The sequence below is a fragment of the Streptomyces sp. NPDC046335 genome, from assembly GCF_055587985.1.
The window spans coordinates 143,202-161,611 of sequence record NZ_JBVJFF010000007.1; the positions used below are offsets into that span (position 1 = coordinate 143,202).

The 18,410-nt window shown below is 70.7% G+C and carries 18 protein-coding genes and 1 tRNA gene; 14 read left to right on the forward strand and 5 right to left on the reverse strand.

Annotated elements, in window-relative coordinates; translation table 11 throughout:
- Positions 1-15: 15 nt before the first annotated feature.
- Positions 16-1,413, reverse strand: a complete 1,398-nt coding sequence (locus ACZ6JY_RS18610) for a GntT/GntP/DsdX family permease (RefSeq protein WP_469197077.1) — start codon at positions 1,411-1,413, stop codon at positions 16-18.
- Positions 1,414-1,517: 104 nt separating this feature from the next.
- Complete coding sequence (locus tag ACZ6JY_RS18615; protein WP_469197343.1) at positions 1,518-2,033, reverse strand: gluconokinase; 516 nt, start codon at positions 2,031-2,033, stop codon at positions 1,518-1,520.
- 138 nt (positions 2,034-2,171) lie between these two features.
- On the opposite strand from ACZ6JY_RS18615, the gene ACZ6JY_RS18620 reads away from it, so the two are divergent.
- The 4 genes from ACZ6JY_RS18620 to ACZ6JY_RS18635 all read left to right on the forward strand — a co-directional run bounded on the left by ACZ6JY_RS18620 (position 2,172) and on the right by ACZ6JY_RS18635 (position 7,906).
- Entirely contained in the window at positions 2,172-2,873 is a 702-nt protein-coding gene (locus ACZ6JY_RS18620; protein WP_469197078.1) for a FadR/GntR family transcriptional regulator, read from the forward strand.
- A gap of 37 nt (positions 2,874-2,910) precedes the next feature.
- Complete coding sequence (locus ACZ6JY_RS18625; protein ID WP_469197079.1) at positions 2,911-3,312, forward strand: YchJ family protein; 402 nt, start codon at positions 2,911-2,913, stop codon at positions 3,310-3,312.
- 312 nt (positions 3,313-3,624) lie between these two features.
- Positions 3,625-6,498, forward strand: a complete 2,874-nt coding sequence (locus ACZ6JY_RS18630) for a peroxidase family protein (protein ID WP_469197080.1) — start codon at positions 3,625-3,627, stop codon at positions 6,496-6,498.
- Positions 6,485-7,906 (forward strand): hypothetical protein, encoded by a 1,422-nt coding sequence (locus ACZ6JY_RS18635; RefSeq protein ID WP_469197081.1) that lies wholly within the window; start codon positions 6,485-6,487, stop codon positions 7,904-7,906. Before ACZ6JY_RS18630 ends, ACZ6JY_RS18635 begins: the two co-directional genes overlap by 14 nt.
- Here the strand turns inward: ACZ6JY_RS18635 and ACZ6JY_RS18640 are convergent.
- Entirely contained in the window at positions 7,866-8,957 is a 1,092-nt protein-coding gene (locus ACZ6JY_RS18640; RefSeq protein ID WP_469197082.1) for a helix-turn-helix domain-containing protein, read from the reverse strand. The two genes, ACZ6JY_RS18635 and ACZ6JY_RS18640, sit on opposite strands and share 41 nt — an antisense overlap.
- Positions 8,958-9,009: 52 nt before the next feature.
- Here ACZ6JY_RS18640 and ACZ6JY_RS18645 point away from each other — a divergent pair, with 52 nt between their 5' ends.
- Genes ACZ6JY_RS18645 through ACZ6JY_RS18675 form a run of 7 tightly spaced genes read left to right on the forward strand, consistent with a single transcriptional unit; the run spans position 9,010 to position 15,036 of the window.
- Positions 9,010-9,399, forward strand: coding sequence for a cupin domain-containing protein (locus ACZ6JY_RS18645; RefSeq protein WP_469197083.1), 390 nt, complete (start codon positions 9,010-9,012; stop codon positions 9,397-9,399).
- 54 nt (positions 9,400-9,453) lie between these two features.
- Entirely contained in the window at positions 9,454-10,155 is a 702-nt protein-coding gene (locus ACZ6JY_RS18650; protein ID WP_469197084.1) for a bleomycin resistance protein, read from the forward strand.
- A gap of 60 nt (positions 10,156-10,215) precedes the next feature.
- Positions 10,216-10,398, forward strand: coding sequence for a hypothetical protein (locus ACZ6JY_RS18655; protein WP_447036441.1), 183 nt, complete (start codon positions 10,216-10,218; stop codon positions 10,396-10,398).
- Positions 10,395-10,484: a K(+)-transporting ATPase subunit F gene (kdpF, locus tag ACZ6JY_RS18660; RefSeq protein ID WP_469197085.1), complete on the forward strand. Its 90-nt coding sequence runs from the start codon at positions 10,395-10,397 to the stop codon at positions 10,482-10,484. Before ACZ6JY_RS18655 ends, kdpF begins: the two co-directional genes overlap by 4 nt.
- Positions 10,485-10,491: 7 nt before the next feature.
- Positions 10,492-12,156: a potassium-transporting ATPase subunit KdpA gene (gene kdpA, locus ACZ6JY_RS18665; RefSeq protein ID WP_469197086.1), complete on the forward strand. Its 1,665-nt coding sequence runs from the start codon at positions 10,492-10,494 to the stop codon at positions 12,154-12,156.
- Positions 12,153-14,321 (forward strand): potassium-transporting ATPase subunit KdpB, encoded by a 2,169-nt coding sequence (kdpB, locus tag ACZ6JY_RS18670; RefSeq protein ID WP_469197087.1) that lies wholly within the window; start codon positions 12,153-12,155, stop codon positions 14,319-14,321. The genes kdpA and kdpB overlap by 4 nt, the downstream gene beginning before the upstream one ends.
- A 37-nt stretch (positions 14,322-14,358) precedes the next feature.
- Positions 14,359-15,036: a potassium-transporting ATPase subunit C gene (locus ACZ6JY_RS18675; RefSeq protein WP_469197088.1), complete on the forward strand. Its 678-nt coding sequence runs from the start codon at positions 14,359-14,361 to the stop codon at positions 15,034-15,036.
- A 93-nt stretch (positions 15,037-15,129) separates the two neighbouring features.
- Here the strand turns inward: ACZ6JY_RS18675 and ACZ6JY_RS18680 are convergent.
- Positions 15,130-15,217, reverse strand: a tRNA-Leu gene (locus ACZ6JY_RS18680).
- A gap of 187 nt (positions 15,218-15,404) precedes the next feature.
- Here ACZ6JY_RS18680 and ACZ6JY_RS18685 point away from each other — a divergent pair.
- The 3 genes from ACZ6JY_RS18685 to ACZ6JY_RS18695 all read left to right on the forward strand — a co-directional run bounded on the left by ACZ6JY_RS18685 (position 15,405) and on the right by ACZ6JY_RS18695 (position 18,104).
- Positions 15,405-16,730 carry a M20/M25/M40 family metallo-hydrolase gene (locus ACZ6JY_RS18685; protein WP_469197089.1) on the forward strand — a complete coding sequence of 442 codons (1,326 nt, stop codon included), beginning with the start codon at positions 15,405-15,407 and terminating at the stop codon, positions 16,728-16,730.
- Between the two features lie 169 nt (positions 16,731-16,899).
- Positions 16,900-17,133 (forward strand): chaplin ChpH, encoded by a 234-nt coding sequence (gene chpH, locus ACZ6JY_RS18690; protein ID WP_469197090.1) that lies wholly within the window; start codon positions 16,900-16,902, stop codon positions 17,131-17,133.
- 140 nt (positions 17,134-17,273) lie between these two features.
- Positions 17,274-18,104, forward strand: a complete 831-nt coding sequence (locus ACZ6JY_RS18695; RefSeq protein WP_469197091.1) for a chaplin — start codon at positions 17,274-17,276, stop codon at positions 18,102-18,104.
- A 99-nt stretch (positions 18,105-18,203) separates the two neighbouring features.
- Here ACZ6JY_RS18695 and ACZ6JY_RS18700 read toward each other — a convergent pair whose 3' ends face one another.
- The gene (locus ACZ6JY_RS18700; protein ID WP_447036433.1) at positions 18,204-18,392 is read right to left on the reverse strand and encodes a DUF5703 family protein; all 189 of its coding nucleotides are present in this window, start codon (positions 18,390-18,392) and stop codon (positions 18,204-18,206) included.
- Positions 18,393-18,410 lie beyond the last annotated feature (18 nt).

Consider the following 18,410-nt stretch of genomic DNA (forward strand, 5'->3'; position numbering starts at 1 on the left):
TGCCCCGGACGGGGGCTAAATGATCAGGGACAGCAGGAGGACCAGGCCCCCCGCCACCACGGAGATGATCGTCTCCATGATGGACCACGTCTTGATCGTCTGGCCGACGTCCAGGCCGAAGTACTCCTTGACCAGCCAGAACCCGGCGTCATTGACGTGCGAGAAGAACAGCGAACCCGCACCGATGGCCAGCACGAGCAAGGCCGTGTGCGAGGTCGACATGTCGGCCGCCAGCGGCGCCGCGAGGCCCGCCGCCGAGATCGTCGCGACCGTCGCCGAGCCGGTCGCGAGCCGGATGGCCACCGCGATGAGCCAGGCGAGCAGCAGCGCGGGGATCGACCAGTCCTCGGAGAAGTCCAGGATCATCTGGCCCACGCCGACGTCGATGAGCGTCTGCTTGAAGCCGCCGCCCGCGCCCACGATCATCAGCACGCCCGCGATCGGGGCGAGGGACTTCTCGACCGTGACCGACAGCCGGTCCTTGGTGAACCCGGCCGCGCGGCCCAGCGTGAACATCCCGACGATGACCGCGGCGAGCAGCGCGATCAGCGGTGATCCGACGACGTCGAAGACCCGCTGCACGGTGCTGTCGGGGTCGTCGACCACGATGTCCACCAGGGCCTTGGCCAGCATCAGGACGACCGGCAGCAGCACCGTGGCCACGGTGACGCCGAAGCCGGGGCGCTTCTCCAGGTCGTCGGAGGAACGCTGCGGGATCATCTTCTCGGGGGCCGGTACGTCGACCCAGCGCGCCGCGACCTTCGAGAACAGCGGCCCCGCGATGATCACCGTGGGGATCGCCACGAGGACGCCGAGCGCGAGCGTGACGCCGAGGTTGGCCTTGACCGCGTCGATCGCGACGAGCGGGCCGGGGTGCGGCGGGATGAGGCCGTGCATCACGGAGAGCCCGGCGAGCGCGGGGATGCCGATCCGCATCAGCGAGTAGTTGCCGCGCTTGGCGACCATCAGGACGACCGGGATCAGCAGCACGATGCCGACCTCGAAGAAGAGCGGCAGGCCGATCACCGAGGCGATGAGCACCATCGCCCACGGCATGGCACGCCCGCCCGCCTTGGCGAGGATCGTGTCGACGATCTGGTCGGCGCCGCCCGAGTCGGCGAGCAGCTTGCCGAGGATCGCGCCGAGGGCGATGAGGACGCCCACGCCCGCGACGGTCGAGCCGAGCCCGTTCGTGAAACTCGTGATGACCTTGTCGAGCGGGGCGCCGGCGAAGGCACCCAGCGCCAGTGACCCGACGGTCAGCGCGAGGAACGCGTGCAGCTTGGTCTTGGTGATGAGCAGGACGATGACGGCGATGCCCGCGAGGACGGCGATCCCCAGCTGGGCATGGCCCGCCGAAGTGATCGACTCGACGGGGTCCGCTGCCAGCATCTCGACGCTGAGATGGGTCACGGTGCTTTCCTTGTACGAGGGTGCGGGGGTGTGCCCCGTGAGGGGCGCGGGGAGCTGCGTGACCAGCCACAAGAGGCCAGTCGAAGAACTACCGGCGGGAGCGCTCAGCCAAGACGGCTGAGCGCCTCGACGGCCCGGTCGGCGATCTCTTCCGGGCTGCCGGCGACGTCGACGGCGACGCCCGCCTCGTCCGCCCCGAGGGGCTGGAGCGTGGCGAACTGCGAGTCGAGGAGCGCGGTCGGCATGAAGTGGCCCTGCCGGTGCGACATCCGGTCCTCGATGAGCTTCCGGTCACCGGTGAGGTGGACGAAGGTGACCCCGGGGGCCGCGGCGCGCAGCCGGTCCCGGTAGCTGCGCTTCAGCGCCGAGCTGCTGACCACGCCGCCCTTGCCCGCGCGGTCGTCCGCCCAGGCGCCGATGGCGTCGAGCCAGGGCCACCGGTCGTCGTCGGTGAGCGGGGTCCCGGACGACATCTTCTCGATGTTCGCCGGCGGGTGGAAGTCGTCGCCCTCGGCGTACGGGACGCCGAGCCGGTCGGCGAGCAGGGGCCCGATCGTGGTCTTGCCGGTCCCTGCCACGCCCATGATCACGACGACGTGGGGGGTGCGCCGTTCCTTCATCGCGTCCTGCCTCGCTGTCTTCATCGACATCGGTCCTTCGTTCACGTCACTGAAACCCATTAGGTCTGACGAATTCAAGAGTCTGTGACATAAAAGTCTGACTTATTGTTCACGCGGCATCCCTCGTAGGCTTCCCTCATGACCGATCGGGCCCGAGGGCTGCACTCCCGCGTACTCGAAAGCCTCGGGCCCGCCATCACGGCCGGCGAGTACCCGGCCGGAAGCGTCCTGCTCACGGACGAGCTCGCCCAGCGCTTCGAGGTGTCACGTTCCGTGATGCGCGAGGCGGTCCGGGTCCTGGAGTCCATGCGCCTCGTAGCGTCCCGCCGTCGCGTGGGCGTGACCGTGCTGCCCATCGAGCAGTGGAACGTCTACGACCCGCAGGTCATCCGCTGGCGGCTGGCCGGCGCCGAGCGGCCGCGCCAGCTCCGCTCGCTGACCGTGCTGCGCTCCGCGATCGAGCCGGTCGCGGCCGGGCTCGCCGCCCGGCACGCCACGGCCGCCCAGTGCGCGGAGCTCACCGAGTGCGCGCTCGGCATGGTCGCCCACTCGCGCGGCCACCAGCTGGAGGGCTATCTGCGGCACGACGTCGCCTTCCACCGGGTCATCCTCAACGCCTCCGGCAACGAGATGTTCGCCCGCCTCGGAGACGTCGTCGCCGAGGTCCTCACCGGCCGCACCGCCCACCAGGTGATGTTCGAGGACCCGGACCCGCCCGCCGTGACCCTGCACGTCAAGGTCGCCGAGGCGGTCAGGGAGGGCGACGCAGCCCGCGCCGAGGCACTGACCCGGGAGATCGCCCTGGGCGCCCTTGAGGAACTGGACATCCTGGCGCCCTGAGGCACGCGCGGTCCGGGGGTCGGCGACAATGGACGGCATGTCCCGACGCGCCACACGCCCCACGCCCTGCCCCTGCGGCCACCCCCAGCCGTACGAGAAGTGCTGCGGCGAGCTGCACCGGGGCGGGGCCGCCGCGAGCACCCCCGAAGAGCTGATGCGCTCGCGCTACAGCGCCTTCGCCGTGCGGGACGAGGGCTATCTGCTGCGCACCTGGCACCCGCGCACGCGCCCCCCGCGCGTGGAGTTCGACCCGGCGATGCGCTGGACGGGCCTGGAGATCGAGGAGACCACCGAGGGCACCGCGTTCCACACCACCGGCACGGTGACCTTCCGGGCGCGCTACACCGACGGCGGACGCCCCGACGCGCTGCACGAGCGCAGCCGCTTCGAACGCCTTGACGGTGCGTGGGTGTACGTCGACGGCGCGTTCATCGACTGAGGCCCACGCGCCGCGGCCCCACCCGTCGTGACCCGGCCACCGGCGCGGGTGCGCGCGTGGGACTCCAGGGAAGCGGGGATTCACACGGGGTGTGTCCCCGTCGCGCCCGGCGCTCACCGCTGCCGCCCGGAAGCCGCCGACGGGCCCAAACGCCCTGGCCCGACCGCCAGTTCGAGGCCCCGGAGCGCCCGCGCACATAGGCGGGAACCCTCGCTGCGGCCGACCGGGCCCGCCAGTAGCGTCTGGCTGCCCCGTCCCTCACGCAGTCCCGTACGCCGTATGCCCTACGCCGTGCGATGGAAGAGGCGCCCGATGGCCGACAGCGGACAGCACCAGCCGAGTTACGAGCGTTACATGGGCGGCAGCCCGGAGGCGGAGCGGCGGATATTCGAGCGCCTGGCCCGGGAGCTGATGAAGGTCCAGGAGAAGAACCGGCGCGCCGCCAAGGCCGCGGGCCCCGAGCGCGCCCTCCACGCCAAGGCCGCGCTCGGCGTGGAGAACGCCCGGCTCCGCTTCCGCGACGACCTCCCCGAGGCCCTGCGCACGGGCTTCGCACAGCCGGGCGCCGAGTACCCGGCGACCCTGCGGCTGTCCAACGCGAGCGGCATCCGGTCGGCCGACGGGGCGCCCGACCTGCGCGGCGTCGCCGTGCGCGTCACGGTCTCCGCCGAGGAGAGCCACGACCTGTTCGCCACCAACTTCCCGGTGTCGCACGCCCGTGACGCCCGCGAGTTCGTGGCGTTCGCCGTGGCCATGGCGGGGGCGACGAGCCGCCCGCGCAAGGCGCTTGGGCTCTTCGTCAAGCTGCCGCTCGCCATCGGCCCCACCGCCGCCGGCCGTATGCGCCGCAACGTCGGGGCCGCCGTCAAGCGCACGGTCGGCAGCCTCGCGGACGAGACGTACTGGAGCCGCAGCGCGATCCTCTGGGGCGCGGCGGGCCCCGTACGGTACCTGCTGCGCCCGGTCTCCAACGGCGGTGCCGCGCCGGACGCGGCGCGGCGCGACTCGCGGTACCTCAGCCGCGAACTGGAGGCACGGCTCGCCCGCCAGGAGATCGCCTTCGACCTCTGCGTGCAGCGGTACGCCGACGAGAGGGCCACGCCCGTCGAGGACTGCTCCGTGGAGTGGGCGGAGTCCGCCGCGCCCGCGCTGCCCGTCGCCCGGCTGACCGTGCCGAGCCAGGACCTCGACACCGCGGAGGCCCGCGCCGCGGCCCTGCGCGTCGAGGCCACCGGGTTCAACCCGTGGTTCACCACCGACGGCTTCCGCCCCCTCGGCAACCTCAACCGGGCCCGCAAGTCCGCGTACGAGGCGAGCGCCGCCCACCGCCACGGTCTGCGCTTCGTCACCGAGGAGCCGCTGCGCAACCGGGTGCTCGGCGCCCCCGTCGGCGCGGCGTTCCGCCTCCTGAACCGCTACGTGCCCTGGCACAGGCTGCCGCTGGCGGCGAGCCTGCTCAACCTCGTCTTCCTGCGCAAGGCGCTGCGCCGCCTCAACCTCATCGACACCGACGTGCACGAGGCGCCGCCCAGGGCCGTGCCCGTGCCCACCCCGCCGCCCGACGAACGGCTGCGCACCTCACGCTCGTACGACGGCACGTACAACGACCTGTCCAAGCCGGAGATGGGCGCCGTGGGCGCGGCCTTCGGCCGCAACCTCAAGCCCGTCCACCGCCCCGACCTCTTCGACGTCCCGAACCCCGTCGAGGTCAGCCGCCGGCTCCTGTACCGGGACACGTTCCTGCCCGCGACCTCGCTGAACGTCCTGGCCGCCGCCTGGATCCAGTTCCAGGTCCACGACTGGGTCAACCACCGCCGCCACAAGCCGGGAGGGCCGGCCGTCGAGGTGCCGCTGCCACCCGGCAGCACCTGGCACAACACCCCCGGCGGCCCCGCCGAGCGCGTCATGCGCTTCGCCGAGAACGAAGGCATCGACGTTCCCGGACAGCCCCCGCTGCTCTTCGCCAACGCGGCGTCCCACTGGTGGGACGGGTCCGAGGTGTACGGCGAGAACGAGCGGACCGCCACGTATCTGCGCGAACCGGGCGGCGGCGCCAAGCTGCGCCTGGAGGAGGGCCATCTGCCCCTCGGCCAGAACGGCATCCCGCTGACGGGCTTCGCCGAGAGCTGGTGGACGGGCCTCAGCGCCATGCACACGCTCTTCGCCCGTGAACACAACGCGGTCTGCGACGCACTGCGGCACGCCTACCCCTCGATGGGCGAGGAGAGCGTCTACCACACCGCGCGCCTCGTCGTCTCCGCCCTCATCGCCAAGATCCACACCGTGGAGTGGACCCCGGCGATCCTCGCCACCGAGGCGATCGACCTCGGCCTGCACACCAACTGGGACGGGCCGCCCGCGAACTGGCTCAACAAGCTCGGCCTGTGGCTGCTCGAAGCCCACTCCCTGACCGGCATCCCCAAGACCCTCCCCGACCACCACAAGGCCCCGTACTCGCTGACGGAGGACTTCGTCACCGTCTACCGGATGCACCCGCTGATCCCCGACGACTTCGAGATGCGCGAGCACCGCTTCGGGCAGCGCCTCGAAACCCTCGGCTTCCGCGACATCCAGGGCGGCTTCGCCGAGGCCGCCATCCGCAAGACGGGTCTCGCCGACACGCTGTACTCCTTCGGCATCGCCCACCCCGGCGCGATCACCCTGCACAACTTCCCGCGCGCACTCCAGCATTTCGAGCGGGACGGCGAGATCATCGACCTGTCCGTCGTCGACCTGGTCCGCACCCGCAGGCGCGGCGTGCCCCGCTACAACGACTTCCGCGCGGGCCTGCACAAGCAGCGCATACGCCGCTTCGAGGACCTCTCGCAGGACCCCGCGACCCTGGCCGCGCTCAAGGACGTCTACCGCTCGGTCGACGAGATCGACACGGTGGTCGGCCTGTTCGCCGAGAACCCGCCGCACGGCTTCGGCTTCAGCGACACGGCCTTCCGCGTCTTCATCCTCATGGCCACCCGGCGGCTCCAGAGCGACCGCTTCCTGACCGTCGACTTCCGCCCCGAGATCTACACCCCGCTCGGCATCGACTGGGTGCGGAAGGGCGGCATGAACACCGTCCTGCTGCGGCACTGCCCCGAACTCGCGGGTCTGCTGCCGCGCGGCGCCAGCGCCTTCGCCCCCTGGCGGCACGTCCAGCCGATGACCGGCGACGGCCGTGACGGCGGCTGAGGGCGGCCCGGGCAGGTCGTCCGGGACTCACGGCCCGGACGACCCCGGACACCCCGGACACCCGGGGCTCGCCGACCTGTTCACCCGGCCCCTCCTGGAGACGCTCTGGCGCCGCCGCACCCACCGGGTGAGCCGCGGCGCCACCGTCCCCGCGGGCTCGATGACGTACCGCTCACCGCACGAGCCGCGCCCCCTGACCGAGCTGGAGGAAGCGGTCCTCATCGCGCTGACCGGCTGTACGGGCCTGACCATGCCGGACCGCCCCTTCGACGATCCGCGCGACGGCAAGCCGATCATGGCCAAGCCCAACATGACCATGGCGGGCCGGACCGCCGGCAGCCCCGACAACGCCCAGGCCACGCACTTCTTCCTGATCAACGACTCGGGCACGTACTTCCTGCGCGGGCTCCCTCCGGCTCCCGACGAGCTGCTCGACGCCCGGCGGCTCGTCGAGCGGGCCAGGCAGGCCAAGGTGCGGGTCCTCGACCACCGCCTCGACGTCGCCGAGGGCATGCGCGACTTCCCGGCGTACCTGGACTCCAACCGCTTCCTGTCCAACCTGCCGGGAACGACCGTCCTGTTCCCGGTGGTCGACCTCTCCCACCAGTACATCAACGCCCTGATGTACCTGCTCACCCAGCCGGACGACGCCCGCCCCACCCTCGTCGACGACCGCAACTTCTACCGCCCGGCGGGCGTACGGAAGTGGATCCGCAACGGCTTCCTCAACCCCGGCCTGAAGCTGCCGCTCGGGGCGCTCGGCCCGCTGCGCACCCAGATCGAGGCGGACCTGCTCCTGCAGAACCTCATGCTGACCGCCGAGGCGATGGGCCTCGGCGCCTGGATCCACGCGTCCGTCAACCCGCAGATCGCCCTCGGCGACCCGAAGTTCTCCCGCGCCTACGGCAGGATGCTCGGCTTCACCTTCGTCACCCCGCGCTGGCACCCGCACGACCTGTGGCGCTGGCACGTCCCGCTCCCGAAGTACGCGGCGCTGCGCTCCCACCCGGTGGGCCTCACCTCGCCCGGGGGCGAACCCCTGATCCAGGCCGCCTGCCCGCCCGCGCACCGCACGATGAGGCAGGCGGTCGACGGGGTCGTCCGGGCCAAGTTCGGCCGGGGAGGGGTCTACGCCGACCCGGACGTGTTCAGCCGCATCTACCGCGAGGACTACGGGCAGCGCTACCTCGCGGAGGCGAGCGCGTACGAGGACCGGGTGGTCGCCTGCGCCCGTGACATCTGCGAGTACATCCTGCGGACGCACCGCCGCTTTCCCGCGCACGTCGACGCGATCCACGTGCCCGGGATCTGGCTCCAGGTCCACCACGTGGAGGAGGACTACTACGAGCGGTTCTTCCACCGCGGGCTCACCGACGCGCACCTCCGGCACGGGACTCTCTGGGACTGACAGCTCCTGACGGGGCGCTGTCCGCGACGGCAGCCGCGTTCCGGCCGGCCACGGGGCCCCCGCCGGTCCCGAACCTGCGCCGGTAGCCGGTGGGGCTGAGCCCCGTCCGGCGACGCAGCCTGACCCGCAGATTCGCGGCGGTACCCAGGCCGCTGCGGTACGCGACGACGTCGAGCCGCTCCTCGCCCCGCTCGATGAGCCGGCAGGCCAGCGCCACGCGCTCGTTCGTGAGCCAGGCCAGCGGCGTGGTGCCGAGCTCCGCGCGGAAGCGGCGGTGCAGGGTGGCCGGGCTCACCCCGGCGCGGGCCGCGAGGCCGGTCACGGTCAGGGGAGTGCCGAGCCGCTCCCGCGCCCAGTCGAGCAACGGCGCGAGCGAGGCGTCGGGCACCTGTGGAACCGGCCGCTCCACGAACTGCCGCTGGCCGCCGTCCCGGTGGGCCGAGAAGACGAGGCGCCTGCTCACGGAGGTGGCGACCTCGGCCCCGAAGTCCTTGCGGACGATGTGCAGGCCCAGATCGAGTGCGGCCGCGCTGCCCGCGGCGGTGAGGATGTCGCCGTCGTCCACGAAGAGCACGTCCGGTTCGAGCCGCACGGCCGGAAACCGCTCCCGGAACTCGTCGGCCCACTGCCAGTGCGTGGTGGCCCTGCGGCCGTCGAGGATGCCCGCCTCGGCGAGCGCGAAGGCCCCGGTGCACAGGCTCAGAATCCGGGTGCCGCGCCGGTGGGCCCGCCGGATGGAGTCGAGTACGGCCGACGCGCGCGGCACGTTGTTGTCGGGCCGCCCCGGCAGGATCAGCGTGTCCGCGCTCTCCACGGCGTCGAGCCCGGGCACGCCGGTGAGGGTGAAGAACCCGTGGTTCATGCGGATGCCCGGCTCCGGTGTGCACAGCACGATCTCGTACAGCGCTCCGGCGAGGCCGAGCTCCGGCCGCGGCAGTCCGAACACCTCGGTGGCGGCCCCGACTTCGAAGGGGTTGGTCCCCTCGTCGACGATGACCACGACCCGGTGCGGCGCCCGCCCCGGCGGCGACTGCGAGGATTCTTGCGTCATGTGCGGTTTCTAGCACTCGTGGCGGTGGCCGGTCACGTCGCAAGATCGCCTCATGACCAGTGAACCCATCGCCCTCGGCGACGCCCTCGCCTCCTTCGACGCCCTGTGGAGCCCCCGCATCGTCACCTCCGTCAACGACTACGACGTACGCGTCGCCAAGCTGGAGGGCGACCACGTCTGGCACGTCCACGACGACACCGACGAGTTCTTCCTCGTGCTCGGCGGGGAGCTCCACATCGACCTGCGCGAACCCGCGGGGGAGCGCCGGGTCACCCTGCCGCGGGGCTCCGTCTTCACCGTCCCGCGCGGCACCGAGCACAAGCCGTACGCCCCGGACGGCGCCCGCATCCTGCTCTTCGAGCCCACCGGCACGCTGACGGTCGGCGACCGCCACGAGGAGATCCCGGACCACGTGGACGTGACGACGGGCCACGCGCTGTAGAGCGGAACCCCGAAGGGCCTGCGCCGCTACTCAAACTTGACTAGGGTGCGGCGCATGCCCGAGAAAACGATCCCCCTCCTCCCGTGCCAGACGATCCAGCCGGTGGTGGACTTCTACACCGCCCTCGGCTTCGAGACGACGTTCCTCCAGAAGAGCCCCTACGCCTACGCCGTCGTCGAACGCGGCGCGATACAGCTGCAGTTCTACGGCATGAAGCAGTACGACCCCACGGAGTCCCACTCCGGCTGCTACGTCCTCACCGATGACGTCGACACCCTGCACGCCGCCTTCCGCGCCGGGCTCAAGGCGGCGTACGGCAGGATTCCGACGCGCGGCCTGCCCCGCATCGGACCGCTCAAGGACATGTCGTACGGAGTGCGGCAGTTCCTCATGACCGACCCCGGCGGCAACAGCATCCGCGTGGGGCAGCCCATCAGCGACGACCCCTCGATGCGCCCCGTCCCGAAGGAGACCTTCGCGCGGGCCCTGCACCTGGCCGACCTCTTCGTCGACTCCAAGGAGGACCTGTCCGGCGCCGCGAAGATCATCGACAGGGCCCTGGACCGCACGGACGAGCGGCCCACCGCGGAACAGGAACTGCGCCTGCTGGTCCTGCGCGCCGACGTCGCCCAGCGGCTCGACGACGCGGAGCTGGCCGACAGGCTCCTGACCAGGGCCGCCGCGCTCACACTCACGGCCGCCGAGAGGGAGGCGGCGAGCGACGCCCTGACGCGCCTCGCCGAGCTGACGGCGTAGCCGGACGGGGCAGCGGGCGTGCTGTCGTAAGAGACCCGTCAAGAGGGCCTTCGACGTCGTATGGACGGCGTCAACGGCGGCCGGATGCGGCTTGAACAGCGGTTTCCTTCAACCGTCAGAGCAAGCAGTTCATCCGTCCACTTCTTTCGGGAGCTCACGATGGCCGACGCGGCCTTCGTCGTCACCACACTCGCGCTCTTCGCGCTGGTGGCACTCGTCGCCAAGGGGGTGACGAAGCTGTGACCACCGAGAACATCGTCGGTCTCGTCGTGGCCTTCGCTCTCCTGGGCTACCTCGTCCTCGCCCTCATCTTCCCGGAGAGGTTCTGAAGCCGACATGAGCCCAGTCCCAGCCGGTGTGCTCCAGCTCCTCGCACTCATGGCGGCGCTCGCCCTCGCGTACCGCCCGCTCGGCGACCACATGGCCCGCGTCTACGGCTCGAAGAAACACCTTCGCGCCGAGAAGTGGATCTACAAGGCCATCGGCGCCGACCCGGACACGGAGATGCGCTGGCCCGCGTACCTGCGCGGTGTCCTCGCCTTCTCCGTGGCCGGCGTCCTCTTCCTCTACGTGCTCCAGCGGCTCCAGGGCACGCTGCCCGGCTCCCTCGGCTTCCGCTCCATCGACCCCGACCAGGCCTTCAACACCGCGGTCTCGTTCGTGGCCAACACCAACTGGCAGTCCTACTCCGGCGAACAGGCCATGGGCCACGTCGTCCAGACGGGCGGCCTCGCGGTGCAGAACTTCGTCTCGGCGGCGGTGGGCATCGCGGTCGCCGTGGCACTCGTACGCGGCTTCGCGCGCTCCCGCACCGGCGAGCTCGGCAACTTCTGGGCCGACCTGGTGCGCGGCGTGGTCCGCGTCCTGCTGCCGATATCCGTGCTCGGCGCCCTCGTCCTCGTCGCCTGCGGCGCCCTCCAGAACTTCTCCGGCATCCACGAGGTCGGCCGGTTCACCGGCGGCTCGCAGCAGTGGAACGGCGGCGCGATCGGCTCCCAGGAGGTCATCAAACTCCTCGGCACCAACGGCGGCGGCTACTTCAACGCCAACTCCGCCCACCCCTTCGAGAACCCCACCCCCCTCTCCAACCTCTTCCAGGTCTTCCTGATCCTCCTCATCCCCTTCGCGCTGACCCGCGCCTTCGGCCGGATGACCGGATCGCTCCGGCAGGGACACGCGATCCTCGCCACGATGGTCACCATCTGGATCGGCTTCACCGCGCTGATGATGTGGACCGAGTTCCACCACGGCGGCCCGGCGTTCGACCTGGCGGGCGGGGCCATGGAGGGCAAGGAGACCCGGTTCGGGATCGGCGGTTCGTCGCTCTTCGCGGTGGCCACCACCCTCACCTCCACCGGCGCCGTGAACTCCTTCCACTCCTCCTACACCGGCTTCGGCGGCGGCCTGGAGATGCTCGGCATGCAGCTCGGCGAGATCGCCCCCGGCGGCACCGGGTCGGGCCTGTACGGCATGCTCGTCATGGCGATCATCGCGGTGTTCATCGCGGGCCTGATGGTCGGCCGCACGCCGGAGTACCTGGGCAAGAAGATCGGCACCCGCGAGATCAAGTTCGCGGCGTGCTACATCCTCATCACCCCGGCGCTCGTGCTGAGCCTCACCGCCGTGTCGATGGCACTGCCCACGCCCAAGGACTCGATGCTCAACTCGGGCGCCCATGGATTCTCCGAGATCCTCTACGCCTTCACCTCCGGCGCCAACAACAACGGCTCCGCCTTCGGCGGCCTGAGCGCCGACACGAACTGGTTCAACACCACGATCGGCCTCGCCATGCTCCTCGGCCGCTTCCTGCCGATGGTCTTCGTCCTCGCGCTCGCCGGATCACTGGCCCAGCAGCGTCCCGTACCGGAGACGGCAGGAACCCTGCGCACCGAGAAACCGCTGTTCACCGGGTTGCTCGTCGGCACGATCACGATCATCACCGGACTCACCTACTTCCCCGCGCTCGCGCTGGGACCGCTCGCCGAGGGACTCGCGTCATGAGCACGGACACCGAGAAGCACGAGGCGGCGAAGGCCACCCCTCACCACGAGGTCCGGGCGGGAGACCCGACCGCGGAGACGGGCGGAGCCGGGACGGGCAAGGCCGGGGCGGGCAAGGCGGATGCGGGCAAGGTCGGCGCCGGTCTCTTCGATCCGGCCCAGCTGCTCACGTCGCTGCCCGACGCCTTCCGCAAGCTGCACCCGCGGATCATGGTCAAGTCCCCGGTGATGTTCGTGGTCCTGATCGGCTCGGTGGCCACCACCGTGCTCGCGGCTCTGGACCCGTCCGACTGGTTCGGCTGGGCGATCACCGCCTGGCTCTGGCTGACCACGCTCTTCGCCAACCTCGCCGAAGCCGTCGCCGAGGGCCGCGGCAAGGCGCAGGCCGACACCCTGCGCAAGGCCAAGACCGACACCGTGGCCCGCCGGCTGACCGACGGCGCCGAGGAGGCGGTGCCGGGCACCGCCCTGCGCGTCGGCGACCGGGTCGTCTGCGAGGCCGGCGACATCATCCCCGGTGACGGAGACGTCGTCGAGGGCGTGGCGTCCGTCGACGAGTCGGCGATCACCGGCGAATCCGCTCCCGTCATCCGGGAGTCGGGCGGCGACCGGTCCGCGGTCACGGGCGGCACGAAGGTGCTCTCCGACCGCGTGGTCATCGAGATCACGACGAAGCCGGGCGAGACGTTCATCGACCGCATGATCAACCTGGTCGAGGGCGCGGCCCGTCAGAAGACCCCCAACGAGATCGCGCTGAACATCCTCCTCGCGTCCCTCACCATCGTCTTCCTGCTCGCCGTGGTCACCCTCAAGCCCTTCGCGGGTTACGCAGGGGCCGACGGCCAGACCTCGCTGATCGTCCTGACGGCCCTGCTCGTCTGCCTGATCCCCACCACCATCGGCGCCCTGCTCTCCGCCATCGGCATCGCGGGCATGGACCGCCTGGTGCAGCGCAACGTCCTGGCCATGTCCGGCCGGGCCGTCGAAGCCGCGGGCGACGTGTCGACGCTGCTGCTCGACAAGACCGGCACCATCACGCTCGGCAACCGCAGGGCCGCCGAGTTCGTGCCCGTACGCGGTACCACCGCGGCCGAGCTCGCCGACGCGGCCCAGCTCTCCTCACTGGCCGACGAGACCCCCGAGGGCCGCTCCGTCGTCGTACTCGCCAAGGAGAAGTACGGGCTGCGCGAGCGTCACCAGGGCGAGCTGACCGGCGCGGCATGGGTGCCGTTCACCGCGCAGACCCGCATGTCGGGCCTGGACGTCGAGGGACGCGGGGTCCGCAAGGGAGCGACCGCCTCGGTGCTCGCCTGGGTCGAGGAGCGCGGCGGAGCGGTCGCCGACGGCACGCGCGCCATCGCCGAACGGATCTCCCGGGCGGGCGGCACCCCGCTGCTCGTCGCGGTGGAGGACGGCCGCGGCGCCCGGGTCCTCGGCGCGATCCACCTCAAGGACGTGGTCAAGGAGGGCATGCGCGAGCGGTTCGACGAACTGCGCCGCATGGGCATCAGGACCGTCATGATCACCGGCGACAACCCGCTGACCGCTAAGGCCATCGCCGAGGAGGCGGGCGTCGACGACTTCCTCGCCGAGGCCACGCCCGAGGACAAGATGGCGCTGATCAAGCGCGAGCAGGCGGGCGGCAAGCTGGTCGCGATGACGGGCGACGGCACCAACGACGCCCCCGCCCTCGCCCAGGCGGACGTCGGCGTGGCCATGAACACCGGCACCTCGGCCGCCAAGGAGGCCGGGAACATGGTCGACCTGGACTCCGACCCCACCAAGCTCATCGAAATCGTCGAGATCGGCAAACAGCTCCTCATCACCCGCGGAGCCCTGACGACGTTCTCCATCGCCAACGACGTCGCCAAGTACTTCGCGATCATCCCGGCCATGTTCACGGTGGCGTACCCGAGCCTCGACAAGCTCAACATCATGGGCCTGGCATCGCCCGAGTCCGCGATCCTCTCGGCGGTGATCTTCAACGCCCTGATCATCGTCGCCCTCGTGCCGCTCGCCCTGAAGGGCGTGCGCTACCGCCCGATGAGCGCGGACCGGATGCTCCGGCGCAACCTCGGCGTCTACGGCCTCGGCGGCCTCGTCGCCCCCTTCATCGGCATCAAGATCATCGACGTGCTCCTCTCCCTCGTCCCCGGCCTGGGCTGACCCGGCCCCGGCCGACCAGAAAGCGTGCTGAGTCACCATGAACAACTCCGTAGCGAACACCGCACGGCTGCTCGGCGCGGGCGCCCGCGCCCTGCTCGTCCTCACCCTCGTCTGCGGCGTCCTGTACCCGCTCGCGGTCACCGGCGCCGCCCAGGCCCTCTTCAACGACGAGGCCAACGGCTCCGAGATACGGGCGGACGGCCGGACCGTCGGCTCCGAGCTCATCGGCCAGCGCTATGACCTGCCCCTCAAGAAGGGCCAGGAGACGGCCGAACCGGACCTCAGATGGTTCCAGCCGCGCCCCTCGAACGGCCTGGGGGAGAACAGCGTGAACGAGCAGTACGAGCTGCTGCTGTCCGGCGCCACGAACCTCGCCGGCGACAGCGAGGACCTGATCAGCCAGGTGAAGGCCGCCAAGGCAGCCGTGATCAAGGACAACTCCACGCCGGGCCACGAGGTGCGGCCCTCCGAGGTACCCGCCGACGCGGTCACCTCCTCGGGATCGGGCCTTGACCCGCACATCTCCCCGGCCTACGCGGACCTCCAGTCCCGTCGCGTCGCGGCGAGGAACCACCTGGCCCCGGCAAAGGTCGAACGCCTCGTCGAAGAGCACACCGACGGCCGGACACTCGGCTTCATCGGGGAGCCGCGGGTGAACGTCCTGGAGCTGAACGTCGCCCTGAAGCAGCTCGTCGCGCGGAGCGGCGGGAGCTGAGCGGGCACGGTAGGAGCTGAGCAGCCGCGGCGAGAGTTCGAGAAGCCGCGGCGGCCACGCGAAAGGCCCCAGTTCGAGAACTGGGGCCTTGGCTGGTGTCCGAGGGGGGACTTGAACCCCCACGCCCGATAAAGGGCACTAGCACCTCAAGCTAGCGCGTCTGCCATTCCGCCACCCGGACAAGGTGTCTGTCTTCGCGGGGCGTTTCCCGCGGCGACACAGAGAACATTACCAGGCTTCCCAGGGTCCCCGATCACCCCCGCCACCGCTGTGAACTGCTGATGACGGCACCCGCCCGGCCTTGGGCGCGGAGCCGCGGAGAGAGAGGATGAGGGGGACCACCAGCAGCGAATGCGGGAGGAGCCAGCGTGAGCGGGTCCAGCACGGGCAAGGCCGTCACCGGTGAGGACGAGGTCGTCGACCTCTGTCGCGAACTGATCCAGATCGATACGAGCAACTACGGCGACCACTCGGGTCCGGGTGAGCGCAAGGCCGCGGAGTACGTCGCCGAGAAGCTCGCCGAGGTCGGTCTCGAACCGAAGATCTTCGAGTCCCACCCCGGCAGGGCCTCCACGGTGGCGCGGATCGCGGGCGAGGACCCGTCGCGGCCCGCGCTGCTCATCCACGGGCACACCGACGTCGTGCCGGCCAACGCCGCGGACTGGACGCACCACCCCTTCTCCGGGGAGATCGCGGACGGCTGCGTGTGGGGCCGGGGCGCCGTCGACATGAAGGACATGGACGCGATGACCCTCGCGGTCGTCCGTGAGCGGATGCGCAGCGGCCGCAAGCCCCCGCGCGACATCGTCCTCGCCTTCCTGGCGGACGAGGAGGCGGGCGGCACGTACGGCGCGCGGCACCTCGTCGACAACCACCCCGGCCTCTTCGAGGGCTGCACCGAGGCGATCAGCGAGGTCGGCGGCTTCTCCTTCACCGTCAACGAGAACCTGCGGCTCTACCTCGTCGAGACGGCCCAGAAGGGCATGCACTGGATGAAGCTGACCGTGGACGGCACCGCCGGCCACGGGTCGATGATCCACAAGGACAACGCGATCACCGAGCTCTCCGAGGCCGTCGGACGCCTCGGGCGGCACAAGTTCCCGGTGCGCGTCACCAAGACCCTGCGCCACTTCCTCGACGAGCTCGGTGACGCCCTCGGTACCGAGCTCGACCCGGAGAACATGGACGAGACGCTCGCCAAGCTCGGCGGCATCGCCAAGCTCATCGGCGCCTCCCTCCAGAACACCGCCAACCCCACGCAGCTCGCTTCCGGGTACAAGGTGAACGTGATCCCCGGGCAGGCCACCGCGCACGTCGACGGCCGCTACCTGCCGGGGTACGAGCAGGAGTTCCTCGCCGACCTGGACCGGCTCCTCGGCCCGAACGTGCGCCGCGAGGACGTGCACGCCGACAAGGCCCTGGAGACGACGTTCGACGGCGCGCTCGTCGACGCCATGCAGACCGCCCTGCGGGCGGAGGACCCGATCGCGCGCGCCGTGCCGTACATGCTCTCCGCGGGGACGGACGCCAAGTCCTTCGACGACCTCGGCATCCGCGGCTTCGGCTTCGCACCGCTGAAGCTGCCGCCGGAGCTGGACTTCGCGGGCATGTTCCACGGCGTGGACGAGCGGGTTCCGGTGGACGGCCTCAAGTTCGGTGTCCGGGTGCTCGACCGGTTCATCGACGCCTCCTGAAGGAATGCGACCTGATTAGTCGCTCAGACGACACTCCAATAATCGCCAGCCCGTGCGTACTTGACTGAAAAGAGTGAAAGAGGTCATCTGCTCGTAGCCCCGCACCACCCTCCTCGTTACAGGTGATGCAGTCCGCAGCTTGGACTGCGTTTGCCTACGAGGAGGAATAATGATCAAGAAGATCGTCGCCGCTGTTGCCGCCACCGGTGGTCTCGTGCTCGCGGGTGCGGGTATCGCCACCGCCGACTCCGGTGCGCAGGGTGCCGCTGTGCAGTCCCCGGGCGTGCTCTCGGGCAATGTCGTCCAGGTGCCCGTGCACGTGCCGGTGAACGCCTGCGGTAACACGGTCTCCGTGATCGGGCTGCTGAACCCCACCTTCGGCAACACCTGCATCAACAAGTGACGTTGTTGCGCCTCACCCCCTTGAGGGTCTGAGTCCGTCGGCCCCGGAGCGCGCGCCATGCGCTCCGGGGCCGACAGGTATTCCGCGTCCGGGCGAACACGTCCGTACGTTCTCCGGAAGGTAAAAGGCAGGGAACAGCTATGCGACAGGTCACGCGCAAAGGCCTGACCATTGTGGCCGCGGCGACCGGCGTACTCGCCGCGACCGGGAGTTACGCACACGCGGACGCGGGTGCCGACGGGAGCAGTTCGAATTCGCCCGGTGTTCTGTCGGGCAATTCCGTGCAGATTCCCGTTGACGCCCCGGTCAACGTCTGCGGCAACACCGTGAACGTCGTCGGGGTCCTCAACCCCGCCGCCGGCAACGCCTGCGTCAACCACGGGGGCGGCGATTCACGCAAGCCCTCCGGCGGCTCCGATGCGGACGGTCACGCCAGTGACTCGCCCGGCGTCGGCTCCGGCAACCAGGTGCAGCTCCCCGTGGACGCGCCGGTGAATGTCTGCGGCAACAGCGTCACCATCGGAGGCCTCGCCAACCCCGTCAGCGGCAACGACTGCGCCAACGAGTCCGACGGCTCCACGCCGCCACCGGCCCACGAGCATCCTCCGACGGATCCTGAGCACCCGGGTCACCCCGACGAGCCGGACAACCCCGGCAACCCAGGCAATCCGGATGAGCCCGGCGATCCCGGTGACCCCGGTGAGCCTGGCAACCCCGGCGATCCCGGTGACCCCGAGGACCCGGTCGACCCTGTCGTTCCGAACAACCCGGGCACGCAGGTCGTCACCCCGCCCAAGGGGGGCTCGCACCTCACGGATACCGGCGGCGACGCACAGGTGACGGATGCGGGCCGCGCCCCGCGGCTCGCGGACACCGGCAGCTCGCTGCCGCTCGGCGTCACACTGCCGCTCGGCGCGGGCGCGCTGCTCGCGGGCACCGTCCTGTACCGCAGGGCGCGGGCGGCCGCCTGAGCCGTTGCACCGCCGGGCACGGCGGAACGGAGCGGGTCCCGCAGCCGTGGGCCGCTCCGTTTCCGCCGTTCTCGGCGGTTCGGTCACGAGGTCACCGGGTCACCAGGTCGCCCGTAGCTGGCGGATGATCCGTCGCTTCAGCCGCACCCTGCGGCTGCCGTCACGGTGAAGTCTCAGGCGGTCCAACTCCCACAGTCCGTACTCCGCGTGGTCAGTCAGCAGGCGTGTGGCTTCCTTGCGGGTGACCCCGCGCGGTACGTACACGTCGACAAATTCGTATTCCGGCATCGCATCTATTGTGCGGGC